General features: G+C 46.0%; 19 protein-coding genes. 10 read left to right on the forward strand and 9 right to left on the reverse strand.

Going from position 1 to position 26958, the window contains the following annotated elements; genetic code table 11:
* The first annotated feature begins 313 nt into the window (after nt 1–313).
* Nucleotides 314–1768, forward strand: coding sequence for a hypothetical protein (locus KUA48_RS09395; protein WP_089545425.1), 1455 nt, complete (start codon nt 314–316; stop codon nt 1766–1768).
* Between the two features lie 376 nt (nt 1769–2144).
* On the opposite strand, the gene KUA48_RS09400 is transcribed toward KUA48_RS09395, so the two are convergent.
* Complete coding sequence (locus KUA48_RS09400) at nt 2145–3503, reverse strand: pitrilysin family protein (protein ID WP_153073152.1); 1359 nt, start codon at nt 3501–3503, stop codon at nt 2145–2147.
* A 119-nt stretch (nt 3504–3622) separates the two neighbouring features.
* On the opposite strand from KUA48_RS09400, the gene KUA48_RS09405 reads away from it, so the two are divergent.
* From KUA48_RS09405 to KUA48_RS09430, 6 genes are all read left to right on the forward strand, one after another.
* On the forward strand, nt 3623–4558 hold the full coding sequence (locus tag KUA48_RS09405; RefSeq protein ID WP_006848949.1) for a PfkB family carbohydrate kinase: 936 nt from the start codon (nt 3623–3625) through the stop codon (nt 4556–4558).
* 13 nt (nt 4559–4571) lie between these two features.
* Nucleotides 4572–5759 carry an FprA family A-type flavoprotein gene (locus KUA48_RS09410; RefSeq protein ID WP_218433421.1) on the forward strand — a complete coding sequence of 396 codons (1188 nt, stop codon included), beginning with the start codon at nt 4572–4574 and terminating at the stop codon, nt 5757–5759.
* 24 nt (nt 5760–5783) lie between these two features.
* A complete protein-coding gene (locus KUA48_RS09415) occupies nt 5784–7508 on the forward strand; it encodes an ATP-binding protein (RefSeq protein ID WP_218433423.1) in 1725 nt (574 codons plus the stop codon).
* 188 nt (nt 7509–7696) lie between these two features.
* Nucleotides 7697–8695, forward strand: a complete 999-nt coding sequence (locus tag KUA48_RS09420; protein ID WP_218433425.1) for an SH3 domain-containing protein — start codon at nt 7697–7699, stop codon at nt 8693–8695.
* A gap of 339 nt (nt 8696–9034) precedes the next feature.
* Complete coding sequence (locus tag KUA48_RS09425; RefSeq protein WP_256624481.1) at nt 9035–9202, forward strand: DUF4143 domain-containing protein; 168 nt, start codon at nt 9035–9037, stop codon at nt 9200–9202.
* Between the two features lie 21 nt (nt 9203–9223).
* Complete coding sequence (locus KUA48_RS09430) at nt 9224–9565, forward strand: hypothetical protein (protein ID WP_256624482.1); 342 nt, start codon at nt 9224–9226, stop codon at nt 9563–9565.
* A 189-nt stretch (nt 9566–9754) separates the two neighbouring features.
* On the opposite strand, the gene KUA48_RS09435 is transcribed toward KUA48_RS09430, so the two are convergent.
* Nucleotides 9755–10294, reverse strand: coding sequence for a TIGR00730 family Rossman fold protein (locus KUA48_RS09435; RefSeq protein WP_118255252.1), 540 nt, complete (start codon nt 10292–10294; stop codon nt 9755–9757).
* A 195-nt stretch (nt 10295–10489) separates the two neighbouring features.
* Between KUA48_RS09435 and KUA48_RS09440 the strand changes: the two genes are divergently transcribed.
* Nucleotides 10490–11719 carry a S9 family peptidase gene (locus KUA48_RS09440; RefSeq protein WP_218433426.1) on the forward strand — a complete coding sequence of 410 codons (1230 nt, stop codon included), beginning with the start codon at nt 10490–10492 and terminating at the stop codon, nt 11717–11719.
* Between the two features lie 161 nt (nt 11720–11880).
* Here KUA48_RS09440 and KUA48_RS09445 read toward each other — a convergent pair whose 3' ends face one another.
* Entirely contained in the window at nt 11881–13248 is a 1368-nt protein-coding gene (locus KUA48_RS09445) for a DUF3843 family protein (RefSeq protein WP_153087777.1), read from the reverse strand.
* Between the two features lie 239 nt (nt 13249–13487).
* Here KUA48_RS09445 and KUA48_RS09450 point away from each other — a divergent pair, with 239 nt between their 5' ends.
* Nucleotides 13488–15434, forward strand: coding sequence for a DEAD/DEAH box helicase (locus KUA48_RS09450; RefSeq protein ID WP_153079398.1), 1947 nt, complete (start codon nt 13488–13490; stop codon nt 15432–15434).
* Nucleotides 15435–15641: 207 nt separating this feature from the next.
* The gene (locus KUA48_RS09455; protein WP_218433427.1) at nt 15642–18410 is read left to right on the forward strand and encodes a beta-glycosidase; all 2769 of its coding nucleotides are present in this window, start codon (nt 15642–15644) and stop codon (nt 18408–18410) included.
* Nucleotides 18411–18563: 153 nt separating this feature from the next.
* Here KUA48_RS09455 and KUA48_RS09460 read toward each other — a convergent pair whose 3' ends face one another.
* The 6 genes from KUA48_RS09460 to KUA48_RS09485 all read right to left on the reverse strand — a co-directional run bounded on the left by KUA48_RS09460 (nt 18564) and on the right by KUA48_RS09485 (nt 26586).
* Nucleotides 18564–20705, reverse strand: a complete 2142-nt coding sequence (locus tag KUA48_RS09460; RefSeq protein WP_218433428.1) for a S46 family peptidase — start codon at nt 20703–20705, stop codon at nt 18564–18566.
* A gap of 33 nt (nt 20706–20738) precedes the next feature.
* Nucleotides 20739–21014, reverse strand: a complete 276-nt coding sequence (locus KUA48_RS09465) for a Fic family protein (RefSeq protein WP_218433429.1) — start codon at nt 21012–21014, stop codon at nt 20739–20741.
* A 436-nt stretch (nt 21015–21450) separates the two neighbouring features.
* A complete protein-coding gene (locus KUA48_RS09470) occupies nt 21451–21990 on the reverse strand; it encodes a hypothetical protein (protein ID WP_153079402.1) in 540 nt (179 codons plus the stop codon).
* A gap of 671 nt (nt 21991–22661) precedes the next feature.
* A complete protein-coding gene (locus tag KUA48_RS09475; protein WP_153094438.1) occupies nt 22662–24125 on the reverse strand; it encodes a lipopolysaccharide biosynthesis protein in 1464 nt (487 codons plus the stop codon).
* 101 nt (nt 24126–24226) lie between these two features.
* Nucleotides 24227–25456, reverse strand: coding sequence for a nucleoside recognition domain-containing protein (locus tag KUA48_RS09480; protein ID WP_218433430.1), 1230 nt, complete (start codon nt 25454–25456; stop codon nt 24227–24229).
* Nucleotides 25457–25473: 17 nt separating this feature from the next.
* Nucleotides 25474–26586 carry a YhcG family protein gene (locus KUA48_RS09485; protein ID WP_218433431.1) on the reverse strand — a complete coding sequence of 371 codons (1113 nt, stop codon included), beginning with the start codon at nt 26584–26586 and terminating at the stop codon, nt 25474–25476.
* Nucleotides 26587–26958: the final 372 nt, after the last annotated feature.

A 26958-nucleotide genomic window follows, 5' to 3' on the forward strand; every position in this document is an offset into this window, starting at 1 on the left:
CGAGGTTATGTTTTGGGAACCCCAAAACGCCTCGCTCCACCATGAGGGCGAAGAAATTTTGCTCCCAACGGTTGCAGAAAGTGAGTGTACCAACTGTAGGCAGTGCATAGAAATATGTAAATAGATTTGTCAGGTGTAGTTTATTCTTCCTTTATTTGCACAAAAGTATGTTTTGAGTGTTATAAAAAATAAAAAAATGCACTATTACGTTGATACTTTTGTATTTTTGCACTCAGTTATCTTGGACAGCAGAATTTGAAACACTGAAAATCCGTAATCTGTCTATATGTAAAATCTTTAAATTTGGATTATTATGACTAAGAAGTTTTGGTTAATAGCACTCATCGTAGCTTGCACTGTTGTATTTGGCAGTTGCGATAAGTCTGAGGAATTGAGTGTTGAGCAATGTAAGTTGGATATGAATCTATTCAACCAAACCTATACTGTTAATGATGAGGGGTGCTGTGTGCTAAAAGGGAGAAAGCCAATAGCAGCAGAAGAAATACAGAGTAAGGTCAAGGGCTATGGTTGGGAGAGTATTGCCACTTATGAGGTACAGGAAAACGGAAAGTTGAGCAAGGAGGAATTTTGGAAAGACAGATTTGGTGGCAGCCCTACACACTTTTGGTTTGAGACATCACAGCAAGCTTTTAGTTATTTTTATAGTGATGCCTTGCCAGCCTTTTGTTTCAGTCGTGTATCATGGACTTATGACATGGACAAAGGCTTCATACTGTTTGGCAGCAACAAGCAGACAACAGACAGCAGATACATGCAGATTCTTAAGCTTGACGAGTCGAATGGCAAGACCTTAATGTACACCATACAAAAATTGGGAGCGACGAGTGATGGCAGCAATGGTTACAAGTCTATATATGGCATGATTGTATATAAACGCATGACCGAAACCGATTTGGAAATGATGAAGAAAAGTTACACGTATGATACGGATATTGACCGTTCTGTTCCCGACAACTGCAAGTTTAAGATTAAGGCATACTATGCAGAAGACGACAAAGACAACACAGACCCTGTGTTTCAGACCTTCTGCCTTGTAACATTTGAGCTTACCGATGAATATGGTTTCAACTCTTCAGATAATGCCTATTACAACTACTACGATTCAATTACTTGGACGAGTGATTGTCGTGATATGCCAGATAGCTTTGGAATCATGGAACGTAAGACAAACTGTTTGAATACTTCCTATTGGTGGAGCACATACTTCTTCACGCCTCATGACAATACTATTGTCTATGCCAATGGCTATAAAGATGGCCGTATTGTCTATCAAGCCCGAAAGAGGCTCTATTTGGTGAATGATGGATTCTTTGGTTACGATTGGGATAACGTAAGGTATAATTCCAAGAACCCCGAACTAACAGAATATTGCTTGCTGGACAAGAGCCGTGAGTTTATCCTAACTCCACCTACTGCCTACAAAGAAGACATTACAAAACCGTATGCAGAGTTACGTATTGTACTGAAAGGAGCAAAAGACAAAAACGACAAGGAATATATGTTAGGCGTGCTTGAACGTGAAAGAGAAGGTCTGTTGAAGATTATGGACCAGTACTATGAAGCACATAGTACTATAAAAGAAACAGAAAAGGCTTCGCTGTGTAAAACGTTTAAGGCACTACCCGAAGATGCTGATATTAAAGCATATTGGCGTACAAAACATTCTCGCATGGTACTGATACTTAAAACTGACGGGGAAGACCCTATAAACAGTGAATACTATGTGCATGCGGAACCAATTAAATGATAAATAAGTTTAATGTGGACAACAATAGTCATAAGGCGAAGTTAATCTTTGTTTTATGACTATTGTTTTTTTGCACCAACATAGTGTGGTTTCATTTTTATTTTGTATTTTTGCAACTGTAAAGAGTTGTTAGGCAAAGCAAACATATGCATATTGCAGAAGTTGTGACTATTGCCAAATCATTACCTCTATTGAGGTTGAACACTTATAAATCGCTCATTTTAAGCTATTCAGCAGATTATAAAGAATTTTTTGGAAAAAAGCAGTTTTTAATTCATTAAATTACGAAGGCAACAACGAGGGAAGTCGCATGACGCCCCAAGTTGTTGCCTTCTTTATTTTCTTATTACTTGAGCTATTTGTCTGAAAATCAACATTATCTGAAAATCAGCGTGGTGAGCCTGTCTTTATCAAACAATTCTTGAGCCACGGCCTGTATCTGTTCGGCAGTAATCTCATCCACCTGCTCGTAGAGTCGGTCTACATTCTTCTCCCAGCCATAGTGAAGGAAGCTCTTGCCGAAGTCGAGGGCAAAGTTCTCGCGGTTGTCGCAAGCCACGCCTACCTGTCCCTTAATCTGCTTCTTGGCGGCCTTGAGCTGCGCCTCGCTCAGCGGTTTCTGCATGAACTTATCCAGTTCCTTGCGAACCAGTCTGAGGCAGCGCTTCACGTCGTGCTCATCGCAGCCGAAATAAATGCTCCAAATGCCCGTATCGCCATAAGCCACCATCGTGCTCTCTACGGTGTAAACCAGTCCGTTGTGCTCGCGCAGGGCGAGATTCAGCTTGGCGTTCATTCCCGGTCCGCCCAGCATATTGTTGAGCAGATAGAGCGGCATTCTGCGGCTGTCGTTCACATCGTAGGCGCGGGTTCCAATCATCACATGAGCCTGATGCGTATTCTTCTGCATCACAATCGTCTGCCCGGCAATCTCTTTCCCCACAGATGGATAATTTTCAGGTCCCACAGATTTCACAGATGACACAGATTTTTCTGTAGTAATAGAATTCTCATCCCCTGAAATCTGTGTAATCTGTGAAATCTGTGGGAGCTTTTCCTCAGCAAGCTTGCCCACTGAATTCGCTGCATTTTCAGCAACCTTGCCCGAATCATCATCTGCGAGCGCCTTCCTGATAAGCTTCACCAGCTTCTTGAAGTCAATGTCTCCGTAAGCGAAGAATATCGCATTATCCGGCCGGTAAAGTTTTCTTGTAAAGCGCAGCGCATCTTCTGTCTTGAACGAGCGAACCTGCTCAGCTGTGCCCAGAATATTGTGGCCCAGCGGCGAACCCTTGAAGATGATATTTTCGAATTCATCATAAATCAGTTCGGCAGGAGAATCGTTGTAACTCTCTATCTCATCGCAGATTACCTCTACCTCCTTGTCGATTTCCGCTTGCGGATAAACCGAATGGAAAACGATGTCGGTGAGCAGATCTACGGCTCTTGCGATGTGCTCCTTGAGGATGGCGGAGTAATAAACCGTGCCCTCCTTGTTGGTGTAGGCATTCAGGTCGCCTCCCACGCTCTCCAGACAGTTGAGAATGTGCCACGCCTTGCGGCGCTCTGTGCCCTTGAAAGTAACGTGCTCGCAGAAGTGGGCAAGTCCTTCTTCGCCCGGCTCCTCGTTTCGGGTGCCGGCGTTAATCTGGTAACCGCAATACACCACCTTGCTGTCTGAAGGCAGGTGGATGATGCGGAGGCCATTATCGAGTGTATAAGTATTGTATTTCATTTCAAGGTGCAAAGTTACACTGAAAATGTAATTTATCCCAAAAAAAAGTCATTTATTTTGCATTATCGCCAAAAAGACTTATCTTTGCCACCAAAAATAAAATATAGACAACAAAAACAATGCGCAAAGTAATAGGAATAGGAGAAACCGTGCTTGACATCATCTTCAAGGGCGGCAAGCCGATAGAGGCAGTACCGGGTGGCTCATCATTCAATGCAGTCATCTCGTTGGGCCGTGCGGGCGTAAATGCTTCGTTTATCAGCGAGGCGGGCAACGACCGCATAGGAGAGTATGTGATTCAGTTTTTGAGAGATAATGGGGTGAATGCTGACAATGTGAGCATCTTCCCGGAATCCAAGTCGCCGCTCTCGCTGGCTTTCCTCGACGAGAACAACAATGCTGACTACATCTTCTACAAGGATCATCCTCACGACCAGCTGGAGTTTGCCACACCGGAAATCAATCCTGGCGACATCGTGCTCTTCGGTTCGTTCTTCGCTCTGAATCCTGTGGTCCGTCCTCAGGTTGCCGGCTTCCTGGAGTATGCGAAGGAGCACGGCGCCATTCTTTATTACGACATCAACTTCCGTGCTTCTCATCAGAACGAAATCATGAAGATTACGCCTAATCTGATAGAGAACCTGGAGATGGCTGATTTCGTACGCGGAAGCCACGAGGACTTTGGAATCCTCTACAAGAAACCGGAGGCGGATAAGGTTTATAATGCCGAAATCAGTTTCTACTGCAAGAAGTTTATCTGCACCCAGGGCGCTGAGCCTGTAGAGGTTCGTGCCGAGAACGGCTTTGCCAAGAGTTATCCTTCGGAGAAGATGAAACCGGTGAGCACTATCGGAGCCGGCGATAATTTCAATGCCGGTTTCGTTTTCGGACTGATCAAGGATGGAATCACCCGCGAGGACATTGACCGCGGCTTATCTGAGGCGCAATGGGACAGTCTCCTTGTTTCGGCTCAAGAATTCTCCACCGAATGCTGCAAGGACATCTACAATTATGTTTCCAAGGAATTTGGAGAAGAAAAGAAGAAGGAATTATAAAAATATAAAAGATATGACAGAAATTATAAACAAAATTTATTACGTAGGCGTAAACGACCGCAATAAGCATCGTTTTGAGGGCCTCTGGCCTTTGCCTAACGGAGTGAGCTACAACTCTTATATCATTGACGATGAGAAGGTAGCGCTGGTAGATACTGTAGAGGTTGATTTCTTCACCCAGTTCCTCGAGAACATTCACGAGGTGATTGGCGACCGAGAAATCGATTATCTTATCATCAACCACATGGAACCTGACCACAGCGGGTCTATCGCCCTCATCAAGAAATATTACCCTAACATCAAGATTGTGGGCAACAAGAAGACGCTGGGAATGCTGGAAGGCTTCTACGGCGTAACAGATGACGTGGTAGAGGTGAAGAATGGCGAAACCCTCTCTCTGGGCAACCACGAGCTGAGCTTTGTTCTCATCCCTATGGTTCACTGGCCAGAGACCATGGTAACCCTCGATGCGAAGAACAAGGTGCTCTTCTCAGGAGATGCGTTCGGTTGCTTCGGTGCGCTGAACGGCGGAATCATCGATACGGAAATCAACTGCGAGACTTTCTGGCTGGAGATGGTTCGCTACTACTCAAACATTGTGGGTAAGTATGGAATCCCTGTTCAGAATGCCTTGAAGAAGTTGGCTGGCGTGGAGCTGGATTACATCTGCTCAACCCATGGTCCGGTTTGGCACGAGCATATTGAGAAGGTAATCGGCATGTATGATAAGATGTCGAAGTACGAGACGGAGCCGGGCCTCGTTATCTGCTACGGCACCATGTACGGCAATACTGAGCGCATGGCTGAAATCATCGCCCGTGCGGCAAGCAAGGCTGGCGTGAAGAACATCGTAATGTACAACATCTCGAAGACTCACCACAGCTACATCCTGCGCGACATCTTCCGCTACAGGGGCCTTATCGTAGGTGCTCCAACCTACAATGCCGGTCTTTATCACGAAATGGAGGTTCTCCTCTCCGAGCTTGCCAATAAGGACGTCAAGAACCACCTTCTTGGCTGGTACGGTTCTCATTGCTGGGCAAGCAAGGCAGTAGCAAAGATTCAGGAGTGGAACGAAACCAAGCTCCACTACGAGCCAGTGGGCGAGCCGGTGGATATGAAGCAGGCGATTACTCCAGAGGTAAAGGCGCAGTGCGAGGCTCTGGGTAAGGCGATGGCTGAGAAGCTGCTGGCGGAATAGGCAAAACATCATTCATCATTCATCATGGATTACAAGAGATTACCATACGGAATATCATCCTTTACCCAGTTGCGCAACCAGAATTGCTATTGGGCAGATAAGAGTATGTTCATACCACAGATAGAGGAGGCGGGAAACTTCCTCTATCTCATCCGTCCCCGACGCTTCGGAAAGAGCATCTTCCTGGGAATGCTTTCTGCCTATTACGATGTGGAGGGAAAGGAGGATTTCCCATCTCTCTTTAAGGATACTTGGATAGAGCAGCATCCCACTTCGTTGCAGAGTCGCTATCAGGTACTGTTTTTTGATTATTCGCTTGCTGCATCGGGCACGGGTTCGCTCGATGATAACTTCAATGCCTACTCCGGTATTGTGCTCGATGAGTTTATCAAGAAATATGCGAAGTATTATGATGAAGATACGGTTGCGAAGGTGAAGAGCTGCCAGGATGCTGCCTCTAAACTCAATACGATAACGATGGCGGCAAAAGCCAGGAAGATTCCTCTTTATCTGATAGTTGATGAATACGACAACTTCACCAATAATGTGTTGAGCGAACAGGGTGAGAAGGTGTATCATGCCTTGACCCATGCGCAGGGTTTCTATCGTGATTACTTCAAACTGTTTAAGGGTACTTTCGAGCGTATTCTGATGATGGGAGTAAGTCCTGTTACGGTGAATGACCTTTCGAGCGGCTATAATATCGCCACGAATATCTCTATGGATTCTACCTTTAATATGATGCTGGGATTCAGCGAATTGGAATTGCGTGAGATGATAGCGTATTATAGTGAGTTGGGATTGATCAAGCTGCCTGCCGATCAAATCGTGGCAGACATGAAGCCATGGTACGATAACTATTGCTTTGCCGAGCAGAGTTTTGGTGTGGATTCTTCGATGTTCAACAATGATATGGTTATCTATTATCTCCGCAGCATCATCCGAACCGGTAAGCCTCCTGTAGAGATGATAGATCCGAATACGATGACTGATACGGGTAAGTTGAAGAAAATCATCTATCTGGATAAGTTGAAGGGCGACAGGCATAGTTTGCTTCGCGAGATTACCAACCAGGGTTATATTTATGCCGAACTGCACGAGAGTTTCCCTGCGCAAGACTTGGTAGATCCGGAGTTGTTCCCGAGTTTGCTCTATTATTATGGTTTGCTGACGATTGTGGGCAGAAAGGGTCGCCGGGTGAAATTGGGGATTCCTAATGAAAACGTGCGCCGCCAATATTATGCTTATCTGATAGAGGAGTATGGGAAGGAAGCTGACATCAAGGCTTCTGTTATTGGTGACTATTATGACGAGATGGCTTTTGAGGGGAGTTTTGTGTCGGTTTTCGAGTATATTACCCAAGGTTATCAAAACTGCACCAGTATTCATTCGAGCATTCAGCAGGAGCGTAATATACAGGGCTTTATTGCGGCTTATCTGAATCAGGCAAACTATTATATGGTAGTGCAGGAAATGGAATTGAACGGTGGTTATTGCGACATGGCGTTGATTCCTGACAAGATTCATTATCCGGAGATAGCACACAGCTATCTTCTGGAATTGAAATATCTGAAACCAAGTGCTTCTGATGGAGATGTGGAAGAAGCATATAAGCAAGCTGCCAAGCAACTTGCCCAATATGCCAAGGATGCCCGTTTGCCGCAGATGATGAATGGAACTCAAATTCACCAAGTGGCTGTTGTGTATCGGGGTAGTGATTTGGTAAGGATAAGGGAAGTAACAGTATAAAGTTTAAGGGCGGAAGAACAACTGGGGTTAACAGAGTTAACAGTTAACAGTTGTTTTTCCGCTCTTTCTTTGTTTAAATACCTTTAAATATTCCGTGTAATTCCCGATAAAACTTGGTGAAGTCGAGTAAAAAACGTATATTTGCTCCCAAAAATGAGTCTTTAGTATCTTATTTAAATATGATAGGTATGAAACATCTGATAGCTCTCTTTGCGGCTTTAGCCATGAACGCATACGCAGGTAATGCCAAACAAACCGGTGATACGTTGTATTATCTCTGCGATAATAACGAGAAGGGAAAACTGGATTTCGAAGACGAGATTCTGGTGATTGCCCGAACCCCGGAGGGTGAGTATAAGGGGAAGTTCTACGGAACGAGCGATGAGTTTATGAAGGCTAGAAAAGGCTTTCTGCCAGGCTTTTATGCGCTGCCGTTTGCCTTCAGAAAGGGTGAAAGTAAAGAGATAAGTTTCACGTTGAGTGCAAAGGACAGACGATTTCTCAACATGCCTATCAGTATCAATTTTAAGAATCATTTTGATGCGATCGATGCCTTAGGCGATGTGCAGTATTTGGGGTGGAAGCAGAGTCAGGATATCCTTGATAAGGAGGTGGTGACTTTTTGTGGAGAGCTGAATGCTGATGGGATTGTACTGGAAAACAGGGATGTGGCTTATCCCGAGAAAAAGCGTCTCTTCAAACGTGTGAAGGCAGCTGAACTTGCCGCTTATGGTGCTCAGCTCATGACCCGAAAGCAAAGCAAGGAAAACTGCGGTAGGCTTTATCCGGTGCAAGGCAGAAGCGGCAAGGTGGTGGAGCTATCAGATGGTAATTTCTATCCGCTCATAGAGAAGGATGAGGAGCAAGGCTGTTATGTTCTTGACGGTCAGGAGTTTTCTAAGGCTTCTATGGATAGGGGAACCGTAAGGGAATACAGGGCAGAGGATGGTAAGGGGTTCATTTATCTTACCAAGAACATCACCATCCATGTTTATGATGCTCCATCCACAGATGCCAAGAGAATTGGCACCCTCAGAGGCTGTAGCCATGAGATTCCTGAGTGCTATCAGGTGTTGAACTATCAGAACGGCTGGTATAAGATTAGAATTGAAGGCGCAGCCGGGAATAAGGGTTCTGAAGGCTATGTGTCGGAAAAGCATTTCAGCTGGAATCCTAAGGGCATTTAATTAGGAATCTATTCATTCAGAATGAAAGGTTTTGGGCGAAAGTATTCATTCAGAATGAAAGATTTTTGAGAAATTGTTCATTCTGAATGAAAGATTTTCGGGTTTTCTCTTGCTGCTTTCAGATATTTTTCTCCACGAATCATAAATTTGCGACTGAAAACCGTGTCTTGACACAAAAAAACGTCATAAAACTATGTATTTTGAACGTAAAGCATACTTGAAAGAACTCATCTCGGCAGAAGGCAATGGGATGATAAAGATTATCACCGGCATTCGCCGATGTGGTAAATCCTTCCTTCTGTGCAGAGAATTTCTAATACGTTCAAATCTGTTGGAGGAGTGGAAATCGGTACAAAAACCATTGGCAGGTATTTGGAATACCTGCAGGATTCCTTCATCATCAGCGAGGCTTTGCGTTATGATGTGAAGGGACGCAAATACATTGGTGCTGGTACCAAGTATTATTTCGAGGACATCGGTATTAGAAATGCCGTGGTAGATTTCTGACAGATAGAATTTACCCATATCATGGAAAACGTGGTTTATAACGAATTGCGGAAGCAGGGTTATACTGTGGATGTGGGGTCAGTGGAGAGCTTCAAGCGGGATGAGAATGGCAAGCTGCAGCGTAGGAATCTTGAGATAGATTTCGTGGTGAACCGTCATGATGAACGCCTCTATATCCAGTCGGCTTATGCTTTGCCTGATAAGGAGAAGGTAGATCAGGAGCAGGCTTCTCTTTTGAATGTAAACGATGGATTTCGCAAGCTGATAATCGTAGGGGATAGGTATCGTTCGGGTTATAATGAAGAAGGCATTCTGATGATGAGCCTCTCCGATTTCCTTTTGGGGAAAGAAAATAAGGGATAGATGGTCTTGAAGAAAATATCAAGGGCGGAAGAACAACTGGGGGTTAACAGAGTTAACAGTTGTTTTTCCGCTCTTTCTTTTGTTTCTGAGTATTTCGTTTATAGGTTTCTATTCCTTCCTTTATATCAAAAATGTGCAAGTTTGCCACTTTTTGATATGAGAAATGTGCAAGTTTGCCGAAAAATCATATTAATGGGAATTTTCAACTATCGCCTTTAACTCTTCCAGGTTATCCGCTACTTCTATCACATCCCGCCAATCGCCACGAATCATGCTTTTCTCTGCCATGTCATCCAATAGGGCGATGGTGGAGTTCCAGAAGCCTTTCATGTTGTAGAGAATCACCATTTTGTGATGGTATCCGATGGTGTGGGCGGCGGCGATGGTGAAGATTTCATCCAGGGTGCCGACGCCGCCAGGAAGGGCTACGAAGATGTCGCTCTGGGCAAGCATCAGGTCCTTGCGGTCGCTGAGATTATCACACGGAATCTCGATGTCGAGGTCTGGGAAGGTTCTGCCTCCTCGCTCTACAAGCGTAGGAACCACACCGATGGTTCTGCCGCCATTCGCCTTTACTGCCTTGCCGATGCAATCCATCAGACCGGAGTTGCAGCCGCCGAAAACCAGGTCGTGGCCGTTCTCAGCCATCCACTTTCCCATCTCTTCAGTCAATGTGAAGAAGTCGGGGTCGATATTCTTATTTGCTGAACAAAAAACTGCTATTTTCATGTCTTTATTTTCTATTTGATGATGTTTTATCTGTTGTTTATGAATGTTTTATCCGTTATTTATAAATGTTTTAGGCAAAGGTACGCAAAAATATCGAGATTATTGGGCTCTTTTTGCGGATAATTTCTTAATTTTGCAAACAATAACTAATCTTATAAACAGGAAGATAGATTTCTAACAAAACAAGACAAGAGAATGAAAAGGATTATCACATATAGTATCATCGCTTTGTTGCAGGCATCGGTGGCGCTTGCACAGACCTCTGTGCCGTTTGCAAAAACCTCTCCGAAGCCGAAGTTTCAGAAGCGGGAGAAGTATGAATGGCAGGGAGAGATTCCTACCTATGTAGAAACGCTGAAGAAGGAACTGACCTATCCGATGGCTTGGGGAAACAGTCCGATTAAGAACTTCAAGAAGTGGAAGAAGGCGGCAAGGGCGAAGGTTCTCGAATGCATGATGACGCCTCCGAAAGCGGCTGCGGCTTGGGATATGGAAGTGCTCGGTGAGGAACAGAGAGACGGATATAAGGCGCAGAAAATCGCCTTCAATATCAACGCCTATTCCCGTATTACGGCTTATCTCCTGATTCCGGATGGCAAGGGACCATTCCCAACAGTCAATGCGCTTCATGATCATGGTGCTCATCTCTTTATCGGAAAGGAGAAGATGATTCGCCCTTTCTTTACTCCGGAAGAAAAAGATTCCCCTACGAAGCAGGCACTCTGTCAGGAGATCTTGGATGATGCGGATGCGTGGGCAAGGCAGCTTTATGATAATCAGTACGTGGGCGATTATCTGGCGAAACATGGCTACGTAGTCTTTTCGGCAGATGCTCCGATGTGGGGAGAACGAGGCCGAAAGGAGGGCGTAGATAGAAACAAATACGACCTGATAGCCGGCAACATGATGATGCTGGGTAGAGACCTCTCTGCCTTCATGACTTACGATGATATTTCCAGTACCGAGTTCCTGGCTTCGCTGCCGATGGTGGATGCGAAGCGTATCGGATGCGTGGGGTGTTCGATGGGAGCCTATCGCTCGTGGATGCTCTCTGCCTTATCGGATAGAATCAAGGCGGGTGCTTCCATCTGCTGGATGATTACCACCGATGCGCAGCTTACCCGGAGATTCGGAAGAAAGGAGAATGGCGGTTTTGCGAATTGCATCCCGGGGTTGAGGCAATATCTCGATTATCCCCACATTGCTTCCCTCGCCTGCCCGAAACCGATGCTTTTCATCAATGGCACAAAAGATAAGCTCTTCCCCGTATCTGGTGTAAAGGATGCTTTCGCCGAAATGCATCAGGTTTGGAAGAGTCAAGGAGTTGATAATCTGCTGGATACGGAGCTTTGGGAAATCCCTCATTCCTGCGGACTGAAGGCACAGGAGAAAATGCTGGAGTTTCTGGATAAGAATTTGAAATAAGAAATAAATAAAGAGCGGAAGAACAGCTTGGGGTTAACAGAGTTAACAGTTAACAGCTGATTTTCCGCTCTTTCTTCTATAAATCAGTAAAAGTCTACTACGCTAACGCCTTAAAAAATGGAGTTAGCGTAGTGAACTTTTTGAGTATGCTGAATGCATCTTTACCACAACTCCTTAGGCGACAGGTCTTTGTCCTTTCTGCCCATCAAGTAGTAATCGGCAAGGAACTGGAGGTTTGCCTGCGTAATCTTCAAGCCTTCTTCCTTTACATACTGGCTCGTAAAGATGTTTGCGTCAGGAATCAGGTTGTTTTCTATCAGTTTGCAGACAATTTCGTAAGGGAATGGGAGACCATTGCCGCTGATAATGCCAAAGCTGTCGGTCTCTGCACGCTCCTGTACATAGTATGGGTTCTCAGGCGATGCGATGCAATGAGCCAGACCGAAACTGATGTTGATGCCTGTGTATGGACTTCCGCTTAAGATGATGCCTTTCTCGTATTTCTGAGGGAATCGGATGTCCTTTGGCAACTCGAATTCAATCTCCTTGAGGAATTCCTTCAGCGTCTTCACATCTTCTAGGAAGATGAACTTGTCTTCATATCCCTTCGCCTTGAGCAGATTGTAGTCGTGAATCGCCTTCTCATGATCTGCCTTTTCATGTGGCTCTATAGCCTTCTTCCTGAACTCCTCATCCTCCCAGATCTTGTGGGTAGGCATGTTCCTGCAAATCTTGCGGAGCCATTCGTAAGAAGTGAGCGCCAGGAGATTGTTTCTGCCGACGATGGTCATTTCCATCTGCACAGAATAAGCGAGCGGTTCGGTGAGTCCCTGAGGCGAGTTTGCCATCTGCTGGAGGGTAAACTGCAGGCGCTTCTGGTTGCCCACGTTGAAATAGCAGCCATAATGGAACCACGCCAGGGTGTCGCGACGGTGAATCTCATCCAACTCCTTGTTCTTCTCGATGTCCTCTTCGGTCGTTTCAGCGTTGCCCTCTATCTCAGGCATTTCGCTGAGATAAGTCAGAAGACGCTCGTTTTCCGGAGCCGTTTCATACTCTCTGTCGAGAATGTTGTAGGCAAGTTTGGCAGCCAGTTCCAGGGTTCCGAAGAGGAAAGGAACGGCTTCCTGTACGAAACTGCTCTGCTGGTAATGGTGCCAGAGCAGGAACTTGACATCAGCGATGTTGATTTCCTCAGGGTCGTAAGCCGGGTCATCTTCGTTGAGTGTACTCTTGATGAATTCGCTTTCTTTCTCATAGAAAGGAATGTAGGTGCCGTAGCGCTGCTTGCATTCTTCCGTGAAAGTCTTCCAAATGCCTGTGCCCGAAATCACATCTTCGAAATAACCGGCAATGCTGAGTGCCAGCTGCTTGGCTTCATCCATATTCTTGAAGTTATGGGTGTAGCACGCCTCGTCAAGAGCGTGGTATATTTCGTTGGCGAGTTCTGTATAATACAGATCTGTTTCGTCTGCTTTTTCATATGGATGCAAAGCAATCCATTCTTGAGTGAAAATAACTTTTTTCATATATTTCAAGTTTTCTTGGTTATCTGTTTGTTGTAACTTTCATGCAAAGGTAATAAAATATTGCAGAAATCTGCAAGAAACTCACATTTTTTTCGTATCTTTGCACCCGAATTTAGGCAATCTTAATAAATGCGTAGGATTGCCGCAAGCGTTTCGGAAGGATTTTGCACCCTAATTCATGGCTGGGAGGGTGAATTCGGCCTTCCATTTTGATTATTATGAATTAAGGTTAAAAAGATTTGAAGACATTTGAAGAATTGGGCGTGAGCGAGGAGATTCGCCGTGCCATCGAAGAGCTTGGATTTGAGAATCCAATGCCAGTTCAGGAAGAAGTAATCCCATATTTGCTTGGTAATAAGAACGACGTGATTGCGTTGGCGCAGACCGGTACGGGTAAGACTGCATCTTACGGTATTCCGGTTATCCAGAAAACTGATGCCAGCAGCAAGCAGACACAGGCTATCATCCTCAGTCCTACACGTGAGCTCTGCCTTCAGATAGCAGACGATTTGAACAGCTTTGCCAAGTACATCGACGGTTTGCATATTGCCGCAGTTTATGGCGGTACCGACATCGGAAGCCAGATTCGCACCCTGAAGCATGGTGTGCAGATTATCGTGGCTACCCCTGGCCGTCTGCTCGATTTGATTAATCGTGGCGTGGCTCAGTTGGAGAACGTGAACAACGTGGTGCTTGATGAGGCTGACGAGATGCTGAACATGGGCTTCTCTGAGAGCATCAATGCCATCTTCGAGAACGTGCCTGAGGATAGAAACACCCTGCTCTTCTCGGCTACCATGAGCAAGGACATCGAGAAGATTGCCCTCAACTACCTGCACGACCACAAGGAAATCGTAGTGGGTTCGCGCAACGAGGGTGCTGAGCATGTAAACCACATCTACTATCTGGTAAATGCCAAGGACAAGTATCTCGCCCTGAAGCGCGTGGTGGATTTCTATCCACGCATCTTTGCAATTATCTTCTGCCGCACCAAGCTGGAGACTCAGGATATTGCAGATAAGCTGATTAAGGACGGTTATAATGCAGAGGCACTGCACGGCGACTTGAGTCAGCAGCAGCGTGACCTCACCATGCAGAAGTTCCGCAATCATACCGTTCAGTTCCTGGTGGCTACCGATGTGGCTGCCCGTGGTCTAGACGTAGATGATCTGACTCACGTTATCAACTATGGTTTGCCTGATGATGTGGCAAGTTACACCCACCGAAGCGGTCGTACCGGTCGTGCCGGAAAGAAGGGAACATCCATCTCTATCATCCATACTAGAGAGAAGTTCAAGGTTCGCCAGATAGAGAAGCAGATTGGCAAGGACTTCGTGGATGGCGTATTGCCAACCCCAGAGGAAATCTGCAAGAAGCAGCTCTTCAAGACCATGGACGACATTATGAAGACCGATGTGGATGAGGATCAGATTGAACCATACATGGCTGAAATCAACCGCCAGTTTGAGTACATCGACAAGGAGGACATCATCAAGAAGATGGTGACCATCACCTTCGGTAAGTTCCTCGATTACTATAAGAATGCTCCTGAGATTATCAAGCCTGAGACCGGCAAGGGTTCCCGTGGCGGCGAAGGTCGTGGAAGTCGTGGCGAAGGCCGTGGCAAGGTTTCCAATGGTCGCAGAAAGCATGAGACTGAGGTTGGTTTCAAGAGACTGTTCATCAACCTGGGTAAGGCAGATGGTTTCTATCCGGGCGAAATCATGCAGTATCTGAACAAGCACGTGAAGGGTCGCCAGGAGGTGGGTCACATCGACCTGCTGAGTAAGTTTGCCTACATCGAGGTGCCTGAGGAGGATGCGAAGCGCGTGATGAAGGCTTTGAACGGTACTGAGTATAAGGGCAGAACCGTGAGATGTAACGATGCTGATGAGGAAGGTCATGGCAGAGCAGCCCGCGGAGGACGCAGTTCTGAGGGCAGAGGCGGTCGTTCTTCAGAAAGAGGCGGACGCAGCCGCAGAGGTTCTGCTGATGATGCTAGAGACTCTCGAGATGCTCGTGGAAAGGGAGGACGTGGAAGCCGTGGCGGCAGAAAGTCTCGCCCTCAGGAGGATACAGGCGATTGGCGCCAGTTCTTCCAGAACAACGACAACGTGAAGTTCAAGGGTGAGGAGCCAAACTTCGAGGAAGAAGGCTGGGCTCGTCGCAGACCTAAGAAGAAGTAATTTAGGCAGCGATTTATAATAAGATGAAAGTCTGCATCAAAGGGATGTTTTGATGCAATATCCATATTTTGCGGTAAAAACACAGCAATTTCTTTGGTAAATTGCGGTGTTTTTACCGCAATTTTTGTATATTTGCAGCCGTAAACATCAAATTTATTATATCTTTATACGCAATTTTAACCCTAAAAGATATTCTGTAATAAGTTAATGAAGAAAACTATTCTTATCGCTTGTCTGGGACTGGTAAGTCTGGGCTTGCAAGCACAGAGCATTTCGCTCGCTGGTGAATGGAATGTGGAGTTGGGAAAGAGCGGTAGCGCTTTCGCCAAGAGTAAGCGTGCCTCGCAGGGTGAGGTGAAGCGTGCCATTCTTCCCGGTACCATCGATACGAACCATCTGGGATTCGCTCCGAAAGATACGATGGAAACAACGCATCTTACGAGGCTCTATGCCTATAAAGGAGCTGCAAGATATTCCAGAACAATCAATATCCCGAAGGACTGGAAGAAGCCGGTAGAACTCTTCCTGGAGCGTACCCGACCGACATGGGTGTATGTGGATGGAGAACTGGTGGATTCCTGTAACTTCATCTCTACTCCCCAGCGCTATCTTCTGCCAAAGAAGGTGAAGCCGGGCAAGCATTTCTTGGAAATCGTAGTGGATAATGGAAGAGGTGTGCCTGATCAGGTTTACGGCTCCAGCCATGCTTATACGGAAGATACGCAGACCAACTGGAATGGAATTATCGGAAGGATAGAACTCCAGCTAGCCTCTTCTATAGAAATGCAAGCAGGAGCAATCCCTAGCCGTTCTGTAGCTTCTTCTACAGCCCTTCAGATGCCTGATTTCGCCAAGGATTTTCATATCAAGGGCGCCCACTTCTACGCCAATGGTCATAGGATATTCCTCCGTGGCAAGCACGATGCGGCTGTATGGTCGCTGACGGGACATGTGGAAATGGGCGTGGAAGGCTGGATGAAGTATCTCGGAACCTGCAAGGAGTATGGAATCAATCATGTGCGCTTTCATTCCTGGTGCCCACCGGAGGCGGCTTTCGTGGCTGCGGACAGTCTGGGAATCTATCTCCAGCCGGAACTTCCTTTCTGGGGGTCTTTTGATAAGAAGGATGAAAGGCTGATGGCGTTCCTGCATCAGGAAGGCGAGAACATCCTCAGAGAATACGGTCACCATCCTTCTTTCCGAATGATGGCGCTGGGTAATGAACTCTGGGGAGATATCGACAAGATGAAGGAGTTTGTGGATGATTTCCGCAAGATTGCGCCAGATAAATACTATACTTTTGGAAGCAATTACTATCTCGGTTATCAGGGAATAAAAGAAGGAATGGATTACTTCACCACTTGCCGCATCGGAGGCGAGGGATGGGGCAAATACAATACTCATACCCGTGGTTCCTTCTCGTTTGCCGATGCCTACGATGGAGGAATGATCAATCATTTCCATCCTAATTCTACGATGAATTTTGATGAGGCTTGCGATAAGGCCGGAATCCCAATCATCTCTCACGAAACAGGACAGTTTCAGACCTATCCTGATTATCGGGAAATGAAGAAATATACCGGAGTACTTCATCCTTATAACTTTGGAGTGTTCCGCCGTCGTCTGGCTGCAGCCGGAATGCTCTCGCAGGCTGATGATTTCCACAAGGCTTCGGGCTTATGGAGCGTGAAACTCTATAAAGCCGATATAGAGATGGATTTGAGAACCCGGAATATGGCGGGCTTCCAACTGCTCGATATTCAGGATTATCCCGGTCAGGGAAGTGCTTTCGTAGGCATCCTCGATGCGTTTATGGAGAGTAAGGGAATCACTACGCCCGAGGAATGGCGCCAGTGGTGCTCGCCTGTGGTGCCTTTGTTGGTGACAGACAGATTCTGCTATGAGGAGAATGACACGATGAAGGCGAAGATTCAAATCGCCAATTATGGGGGAGAGTCTTTGAAGGGCAAGAAAGTGGAATGGAAGTTGGATTATGCCAAAGACGAACGTTATCCAAACGAGTCCAGTGTAGCCGAAACTCTTACTCATTTGAATCAGCCTTCTCCTTTGGCACAAGGCGAGATAACTATCCATACCGACGAGGAGGGATGGATAGATGTTGGCGAGATCGTTCATAAGATGAAAGTGAAAGCCAACGGAATTGACGATGGGGATGGTAAGTGCTTGGACGTGTATGTGGGTTCTCGCAAACTGACCCTCTCCTTGTATATATATGAAGGTGAACTTGATGCGACAAGATATTCCAATACTTACGACCTTTGGGTTTATACGACCCCAAAGAATATCGACTATCTGAAAAAGCAAGTCGTTATTGCCAAGGATTTGACTTCCGATGTCGTCAAGAAACTAGAAAAGGGAGCAAAGGTGCTTTGGCTTCCTACGACTTCCAGCCATTTCGTGGCTGCAGATGATACGCTTTCTCAGTCAGATAATGCCACACCTTATACCGTGGGTGGACTCTTCCAGACCGATTACTGGAACTATCGCATGTTCAAGACCATCTGCGAGAACAACAAGAAGAAGGTTTCTCCAGGAACCCTGGGCATTCTTACGAATCCGGAACATCCGATATTCAAGGGATTCCCTACGGAAATGCACACCAACTGGCAATGGTTCCCGATAATCAAGGAATCGCATCCGCTGGTGCTTGACAACTTCGCCAAGGATTATCGCCCGGTAGTTCAGGTGATCGATAATATCGAGCGGAATCATAAGTTGGGTTTGGTGATGGAATGGAAGGTGGGAGCCGGAAAGCTCCTCATCTGCATGAGCGATTTGGAGAAGGCTGCCAAATATCCAGAGGGTAGGGCTTTCTACGAGAGCGTGTTGGGTTATATGCAATCAGATGAGTTCAATCCAGCTGCAGAAATAACGATGGATGAATTGAAGAAGAAACTCGCCGAGAAGCCTCGTCAGGTTTCATTGAAGGAACTGAATAATATCTCGCAATATTAGTTGAGAACCTATAAGAAAAAACAAGAGCGGAAAGCCAGAAGTTAACAGGTTAACAGTTAACAGCTGATTTTCCGCTCTTTTTATATCATCCTGAGACTAATCTTTATTCCAGGATAAACCTTTATATCATCTCTGTTGATTCAGAGATAGAATTTACTTTGCATTGATCTCCTTCAAGAGGCGGTCTGCGTGTCCCCACTTATCCATCAGGTAGAGCACGTAGCGAATATCCACACCGATGCAGCGAGCCAGGCGCTTGTCGAAGTTGATGTCAGAACTGAGGCTGTCCCAGTTGCCATCGAAAGCAAGACCAATCAACTCACCCTTGCCGTTGAACATAGGGCTACCAGAGTTACCGCCGGTAATATCGTTGTTGGTAAGGAAGCAGAGCTGCATCTTGCCAGTCGTCTTATCCTGATACTTGCCGAAATCCTTCTCAGAGAGAAGCTCGTGCATGATAGGCTCAGCGTAGTAATCGATTACCTTATCGCCCTGCTTCATCTTCTCAACGAGGCTCTCGGCTGTGGTATAATAGCCTGATGGCTTGCCACCGAGGTCGAAACCGCCTACCTGACCGTAGCTCAATCGCATGGTGAAGTTGGCGTCGCTGTAGTGAGGCATGTCTTCCTCCATACGGAGCTTGGCAGCACAGAGATACTTCTCCTGCTCAGCGATGCTGTCGTTGATGCTGCCCATCTGAGCAGCGAAATCTGCAAATACATCGTTCAGATCCATACCGAAGCTTACGCCTGGATCCTTCTCATATCCCTTCTTGTTGAAATAGAGCTTGGCGCCCTTCTTCATGATGAGCGACTTCTCCCAGAGATAATCCACATACTTGGCGTAGTTGCCGCCAAACTCAGTGTCGATGGTCTTGTAGAACTTAGGCAACCACTTGGCATCTACGTGCTCCTTGTAGTTCTTCAGAAGGGTAGCGAGCACTTCCTTATCGAGCGCCATATCCCATTCTGCAGAGTTATCTTCAAACTCATGATACTGCTTCTTCTTGTTCTTCTCAGGACCCTTCACCTCCATGTCGGTCTGGAGCTTGATGGCACGGGTAGAGAACTCGATGTTGCTTCTTCTTGTGAAAGATTCAGCGAAGTTGGTCCAGGCGTATTTCACGTCAGCGCTCTCCTTGTAGAGCTTGGCGAGCTTGTCGAAATCTACCTTGTGGGCGAGGTCGTTGGCAGCCTTGGCTGTATCCTGCCAAGCACGGAGACGGGTTTCGTACTCACGCTTTAGATTCACGATGCCGATAGAGTCGATACACTTGTTCATACCGATGGCATTCTTCCAGTAGTTGGAAGAGCTGGCGTACTTGCTGTCGTACTTAATGCGGACAGCCTCGTCGGCACGCATGTGCTTCTGCATCACCTCCTGCTTTACGCCACGAACCTGGGCACGAGGCGCATTCTCAGCATCGCGCATGGTCTGGATTCCGTAGCTTGAAAGATAGCGCTCTGTGCTGCCTGGGTAACCCATGGTCATCGCATAGTCGCCATCCTTATAACCCTGGAGAGAAACCTGAGCCCAACGCTTTGGCTTGTAAGGCACATTATCCTTGCTGTAGGCAGCAGGACCATTGGTCTTAGGGTCGGCATAGATGCGGAATACAGAGAAGTCGCAGGTCTGGCGAGGCCACATCCAGTTGTCTGTATCGCCACCAAACTTACCCATAGACTTTGGTACGGTGAAAACCAGACGCAGGTCGGTGAAGTCGCGGTAAGTAGTAGCGTACCACTTGTTGCCCTCGTAGAAAGGCTGAACGGTGATATGGAGGGTAGAATCGTTCTTCTTCGCCTCTTTAGTCATCTCGTTCTCCAGAGAATCGATGAGTTCATCGCGCTTCTTGTTGTCGAGTTTCTCGTATCCGAGGCTCATCACCTTATCGGTTACATCCTTCTGTTCAACCATAAAGCTGACGAACATATTCTCGTTAGGCAATTCCTCTGCGTAAGATTTAGCAAAGAAACCGTTGAGCATATAGTCGTGCTCCACGGTAGAGTGGCTTCTGATAGCCTCGAAACCGCAATGGTGGTTGGTAAATACCAAACCGTCTGGAGAAACGACTACGCCTGAGCAATAGCCCGAGAAGTTAACCACAGCATTCTTCAAGGCGTTCTCGCCGTTGTAGAGCTGGTCGTAAGTCATACTGAAGCCTTCGCGCTGCATCATCTCATACGCAGCGTTAGGCAAGTTGTAAATTGTCCACATTCCCTCGTCAGCGTGAGCGGTGTTGATTCCGCAGAACGCCATGATAGAGGCGATAAGGACCGTTGCTTTTTTCTTCATTACTTGTTTTTGTTTTCTATTTATATTATGATGTTATTTATTCTTTTTCTCATACCATTCTTTCCAAGTCTTTGCCTGTTCTGTCATTCGATATTGCTGGCGTGGATGTCTTGGGGTGTTTGGATATTTCATCTCCAAGGCTCCTTCGGCTAGGGCTGGGGTAATGTATTCTTTTCTAAATCTGGTTCTGTTCTTTAATCCAAACAGGTTCATTATATCGCCGATGGATAGATAATCTTTATTTATACGTATTATGAGTTCTTCTACTTGGGACGAACTTGGGACGAACTTGGGACAAGCTTGGGACATTTTCTTCTCCTTCTTTATTTATGAAGTTGTTTTTCTGTCCACTTCCTGTTTGAGAATTTAAGTTCGGCTGCTCTTTCCAATCATCAGTCGGCCGGATATGCAAATACCTGTTCTTGAGAACCCAACTATCTTTTAGGAGTAAGTTCCTGAAGAAACGAACCAGGTAGATAGGAGAATAATCTAAGCCTTTCTGAATGTTTCGATAGTTGGCACGAACCAGGGCATTGCGGAAATACCAGGAATGCTTGGCAAACATTTCGTTGTTCCCGCAAGCGCTTGAATTGAGCTAAGCACTCCTCCAGCGAAAGCGGATGCTCTCGCCAATAAGCCATGCTCTTTTGCATCTGGGCATTGACTTTCTTGTGATAATCGTTCAGTTGTATCTCCATCCATTTATGTATTATATTGTTAGAATATTACGTTTGCAAAGTTACGACTATTTCCCGAATTTTCCAAGGCTTCGCTTGATTTTCTTCATAATTTGCTTTTTTGCCGATAACATTCCTGGTGATAGAACCTCCTGCTCCAGCATATCCAGGGCCATTCTTAACTCTTCGAGGAGTTCGGGATAGTACTTCATCTGCTCGTAGGCGAGCTTCATGCAGTAGCAGCGGATGGCGTAGGGCTGGGAACAGGCTGTAATCTTGGCGATGCAGAAATCGATGAAATCAGAACGGAGTGATTCTTCCTCGAAAGGCTGACGGAGAAGGAGTTGAAGCATCAGGCGGCGCCTGGTCTCATTCTTCTCTACGAGAACCCTATCAATCAGGTCATCGTGCTTCTGAAAGAGCCAAGGGTTGTTGGTTTCATCGAAATGGGTTAAAGCCCAAAGCGCATTGAACGATACGCGGTCGTTTTCATCGAAGGTGAGTTGGTAAAGCTCTTCCTTCCGGTGGTCGTTCTCCTTACCTTGTGTCATGATGCATATCTTGTTGATATCGTTCATATTGATCTTGTCCTGTAGTATCTTTCTCATGCTCTTTATTTTTTATGAGGGAATAATCGTTGCAAAGATATACTTTTATGAGGGAATAACGAAAAGGAAGATTACTTTTTTGAGAATTCTCGGACTATTTCTTGTTTTTGATGTATAAAATGGGAGAAAAAGTCAAGTTGAACAATCGATGGATTCATTGTTGTACGTCTAAAGGTTTATAGTTGTACAACTGAAGGGTGTGTAGTCGTACAACTATAGGGGGTATTGTTGTACGATTAAAAGGTGTTGTCACTAGGCTCGGCAGACCTGCTGACTGCAGTGAGCAGACCTGCTGACTAGGCTCAGCAGAGCTGCTGAGCCTAGTGGCAACTTTCTAGAAGCAGTCTCCTTGAACTCCATATTCTATCTCTTTGAACCTGATCAGACGTCTTCTTTCACTTACGGAGCCGTATCCTTCAGCTTGCTCAGTCATATTCTTCAGCTCATTCAGTCGTCTCGTTTCGTTCACTCAGCCGTTTGCTTTAGCTCTTACAGGGCGCCTTGCTGGCTGCTATTATATTCTGGGTATTGCTCGGGACCAGGAACATTGGGTCCTTTTGTCTATTCTTGAACCGCATGCGAAGGTTCTGTATAATATAAACAAAAGAAGTCCGTGGACTTACACATTGTCCACGGACTTCTTGGAATATAATCTCAATGATTGGAATCTCTTACTTTCTAAAGTACTTTCCCACCACTGGCAGACTCTTCAATGGGAAATCCTTCTTCACGAGATAAGCGGCGAAGATGAGGATGAGCACCGTGTTGATGAGGCAGGCAATTCCACTGGAGAAGTATCTGTTAGCCTCGGTCATTCCTGCGAAGAGGATGAGGGCGAGAACCACATAAATCATAATCTCCTTCACCGGATAGTTGATAGGATACTTCTTCTGACCCACAAAGTAGGAGAGCAGCATGGCTGTTCCATATCCAGCGAAGCCAGCCCAGGCACAGGCGATGTAACCATAAACTGGTACGAAGATAACGTTGATGGCTATCAATACCGCACAACCGATGCCTGAGAAGTAAGCACCCCAGATGGTCTTGTCGATGAGCTTGTACCAGAAACTGAGGTTGAAATATACTCCCATCATGATTTCGGCAGCCATTACGATAGGCACTACCTTCAAACCATCCCAGTAGTCGCGACCGATGATATGGCGCAATACATCCAGATAACCTACTACCACCAGGAAGGCGAGCAGGGTGAAGATGACGAAATATTTCATCGCCGAAGCGTAAGTCTGTCGGTTGTCCTTATCCTTTGCCTTGCCGAATACGAATGGCTCGTAAGCATAGCGGAAAGCCTGTGTAATCATCGCCATGATCATCGCAATCTTGCTGGCTGCTCCGTAGATTCCGAGCTGCGCATGCGCATCGCCCTTCTCATAGATGTAAGGGAAGAGAATCTTGTCGGCTGTCTGGTTCAGAATACCGGCAATACCGAGCACGAGGATTGGCCAGCTGTAGCCCAGCATCTTCCTGACGAGCACCTTACATTCGCTCCAGGAGCATTTCTCGCCCATGAATCCTTCCTTCAGTTCCTTGTAGAAACAGAAGGTGATGGAGGCGGTACAAACCAGGTTGATGTAGAAAGCATAACCCACATCGTGACCATCCATGATGACGTAGTAAACCAGGTTGAGCGCAATGTTCAGACCGATGAAGAGCAACTTGAAGGCAGCAAACTTCAATGGGCGCTTCTTGTATCTGAGGTAAGCGAACGGGATGCACTGGAAGGCATCAATAGCCACGGTTACGAACATGGTCCATACATAAGCCGGATGGTCGGCGTAGCCCATCGCATCGCTCAAAGGCGTGATGAAGAGGAATACCAGGGCGATGAAGAGTAGGGAAGTGAAGCCCACCATGCTCAATACCGTGTGATAAACCTTTTCTGAGTTTTCTCCTTCCTTGTTGACAAAACGGAAGAAGGTGGTCTCCATTCCGTAGGTCAGGATAACGAGGAGTAACGCCGTATAGGCGTACATGTTGGTGATGACACCATAACCACCACTTGCGGCGCTGATCTTTGCCGTATAGAGTGGTACAAGCAGATAGTTGAGGAATCTGCCGATGATACTGCTCAAACCATAGATGGCGGTATCCTTTGCGAGTGATTTTAAACTTGCCATTATCTTTCTTAATGTTGAATGTTAAGTGTTAAATGTTAAATTGGGCTTGCGCTGTCATTCAAAGATTATCTGTGTAAATCTGTGAAATCTGTGGGAGACTCTTATCCGAAGAATAAATATGCTATAGCGATAGCTGCGATGACTCCTGCCAAATCGGCGAGCAAGCCGCAAGCCACGGCGTGGCGGGTATTCCTGATGCTTATGCTTCCGAAATATACTGCCAATATATAGAAGGTGGTATCGGTGGAACCCTGGAAGATGCAGCTCAATCTGCCCACAAACGAATCAGGACCATAGTTCTTCATCGCCTCCAGCATCATGCCTCGTGCACCACTTCCCGACAGCGGTTTCATGATGGCGGTAGGCAGGGCGCCTACGAAATCGGCATTCAAGCCGCATTGTTCTACCGACCACGAAATGCCTTGAATCACCATATCCATCGCTCCCGAAGCACGGAACACGCCGATGCCCACAAGGATAGCTACGAGATAAGGGATAATCTTCACCGCAGTAGTAAAACCTTCCTTCGCTCCCTCGATAAATGCATCATAAACATTCACTTTCTTCCAGAAACCAGCCAGGATGAAGCAGAGGATGATGCTCAGGAGAATCATGTTAGAAGCCAAGGTGGTAACCGTGTTCATCGTATCCTTGTTCATCTGTCCGAATCCCCAGATGATGATGCCTACGAAGGCGCACATTCCCAACAGAGTTGCGAGCAATACCGGCTGCAGGATGTTGATGCGCTGCCAGAGCGAAGTGATGATGATTCCGGCAAGCGTAGCCACGAGCGTAGCCATCAGAATAGGGATGAAGACATCCGTAGGCTGGGCTGCTCCATAGGAGGCACGGAAGGCGAGGATGGTGGTAGGGATGATGGTGAGTCCAGAGGTGTTCAGAACCAGGAACATAATCATCGGGTTCGTTGCCGTATCCTTCTTCGTGTTGAGCTCCTGCATCTGTTGCATCGCTTTCAATCCGGTAGGCGTTGCCGCATTATCGAGTCCCAGCATATTCGAAGCGATATTCATGAAGATGCTTCCCATCACCGGATGGTTCTTCGGAATATCGGGGAAGAGACGGGTGAAGACCGGGCTGAGCGCTCTTGCCAACACATTCACAACTCCCGCCTTCTCTCCAATCTTCATGATGCCAAGCCAGAGGGCGAGCACGCCCGTAAGTCCGAGAGAAATCTCGAAGGCATTCTTGGATGAGTCGAAGGTGGAATCTACAATCTTCTGGAAGATAGTCGTATCTCCCATTGCCAATCCGATGAGTGCGAAGATGAACGCAATCACGAAAAATGCTATCCAAATGTAATTTAAAACCATATTCTGTTTATGCTTTCTTAATCGTTGTTATTGCTAGTGGAATTCTTTGTGGATTGCTCTTTCATTTCGAGTAAAGTTCGCTCATATACCTCTTGTAGCTGGTAACTTGCAACACCTAATGGAGTGGTAATGCCTCTTAAAGCCCACTCAACAACAGATGAATCTTTGTCTTTGCATAGCAGAATACCAATGCTAGGGTTATCTCCTTCGTCTTTTAAAAGTTCGTCGGCTGCTGCAACATAAAAGTTAAGTTTGCCAACAAACTCTGGCATGAAATCAACCACTTTTAGCTCAATCACAACATAACATTTGAGTTTGGTATGATAGAATACCATGTCGGGGAAGTATGATTTTCCACTTGGTGTGGTAAGTTCCATTTGTCGCCCAACATAAGCAAAACCTTTGCCCAGTTCGAGTAAAAAACGAGTAATGTTTTGAGCCAGCTTATCCTCTAGGTCCTTTTCCGAGAAGTCGCCAGCCATGGATAAGAAATCTAATTTATAAGGGTCTTTGAGCATCTCGTTAGCCAAGGCTTTCTGTGGCGCAGGGAGTGTGGACTCAAAGTTATTCAAGGCTTTTCCCTTTTGCTCATAAAGATGGGCTTCGATAATATGTTCTAACTCATTACGACTCAAATTGCCTTCAATCACTTGGTTGAGATAGAATATTGCCTCCAATATGGTCTTGCATTTTGAGACAATGACAGTCTGATGCCTCCAGGGTACACGAAGCAAAATCGCAGGCATAGGAACGCTAGTACTTTCTAAGGTTTCTAATTTTGTACCAGCTTGGTACAAAAAATCATTTTGCGAAGAATAGAAGAGATACCACTTGCGTATTTTATAAAGATTTGACCAAGAAAAACCTTCTACATTTGGAAATGCAGAACGCAAGTCCAAACTAAGCTGTTTTATAAAATTAGTGCCCCACTTATATAGCTTTTGCTTGTTACAAATGTCTTCTCCCAAGCTCCAATAAAGCTTGTGCAACTCTTCATTGACTTTGATAGCCGCTTTGAGTTGGGCGATGCGAATACGACCTTTCAAATCGGAGAGCCACTTCACATAGTTGCTATCCGACATAATAGATTCGCTATTCACGAATTGGGGTATGCTATTCTTTTCTGCCATATCGTTTACTCTTCTGTTTTATTTGTTGCTTTTCCAAGCACGGGTGCAAAAGTACAATAAAAATTTCGCATAGCGTGGTTAAATACAGAAAAATCCCTCAGAGAGGGAGGAATTTGATGATTTTTATCCCTCAATGAAGATTTTTTGCTTAAAACTTTTGCTCTTTCAAACATTATTCGTATATTTGCCGATGATTCTGAGTAAGGATCACGACATAATGGAAAAGGCGCATACTTAGCGCTTTGTTCTTGACTTTCTGAAACTTCGCAAACTTCATGCACTGTCAATGAACATAGCAACGGTAGGTGCTCTCGGGATGTGTTAATTCACATTCCTTTACTGGTATGGCTTATTGCGTCAAAGCGATAGGTC

The sequence above is a fragment of the Segatella copri genome (assembly GCF_019249795.2).
In the GTDB taxonomy this organism is placed as follows: domain Bacteria; phylum Bacteroidota; class Bacteroidia; order Bacteroidales; family Bacteroidaceae; genus Prevotella; species Prevotella copri_B.

Coding starts and splice junctions, on each gene's coding strand:
- KUA48_RS09485 (WP_218433431.1), bottom strand. CDS start 26,586: ATGGCAGAAAAGAATAGCATACCCCAATTCGTGAATAGCGAATCTATT.
- KUA48_RS09420 (WP_218433425.1), top strand. CDS start 7,697: ATGAAACATCTGATAGCTCTCTTTGCGGCTTTAGCCATGAACGCATAC.
- KUA48_RS09455 (WP_218433427.1), top strand. CDS start 15,642: ATGAAGAAAACTATTCTTATCGCTTGTCTGGGACTGGTAAGTCTGGGC.
- KUA48_RS09440 (WP_218433426.1), top strand. CDS start 10,490: ATGAAAAGGATTATCACATATAGTATCATCGCTTTGTTGCAGGCATCG.
- KUA48_RS09465 (WP_218433429.1), bottom strand. CDS start 21,014: ATGTCCCAAGCTTGTCCCAAGTTCGTCCCAAGTTCGTCCCAAGTAGAA.
- KUA48_RS09430 (WP_256624482.1), top strand. CDS start 9,224: ATGGAAAACGTGGTTTATAACGAATTGCGGAAGCAGGGTTATACTGTG.
- KUA48_RS09475 (WP_153094438.1), bottom strand. CDS start 24,125: ATGGCAAGTTTAAAATCACTCGCAAAGGATACCGCCATCTATGGTTTG.
- KUA48_RS09400 (WP_153073152.1), bottom strand. CDS start 3,503: ATGAAATACAATACTTATACACTCGATAATGGCCTCCGCATCATCCAC.
- KUA48_RS09395 (WP_089545425.1), top strand. CDS start 314: ATGACTAAGAAGTTTTGGTTAATAGCACTCATCGTAGCTTGCACTGTT.
- KUA48_RS09445 (WP_153087777.1), bottom strand. CDS start 13,248: ATGAAAAAAGTTATTTTCACTCAAGAATGGATTGCTTTGCATCCATAT.
- KUA48_RS09460 (WP_218433428.1), bottom strand. CDS start 20,705: ATGAAGAAAAAAGCAACGGTCCTTATCGCCTCTATCATGGCGTTCTGC.
- KUA48_RS09410 (WP_218433421.1), top strand. CDS start 4,572: ATGACAGAAATTATAAACAAAATTTATTACGTAGGCGTAAACGACCGC.
- KUA48_RS09470 (WP_153079402.1), bottom strand. CDS start 21,990: ATGAGAAAGATACTACAGGACAAGATCAATATGAACGATATCAACAAG.
- KUA48_RS09415 (WP_218433423.1), top strand. CDS start 5,784: ATGGATTACAAGAGATTACCATACGGAATATCATCCTTTACCCAGTTG.
- KUA48_RS09480 (WP_218433430.1), bottom strand. CDS start 25,456: ATGGTTTTAAATTACATTTGGATAGCATTTTTCGTGATTGCGTTCATC.
- KUA48_RS09435 (WP_118255252.1), bottom strand. CDS start 10,294: ATGAAAATAGCAGTTTTTTGTTCAGCAAATAAGAATATCGACCCCGAC.
- KUA48_RS09405 (WP_006848949.1), top strand. CDS start 3,623: ATGCGCAAAGTAATAGGAATAGGAGAAACCGTGCTTGACATCATCTTC.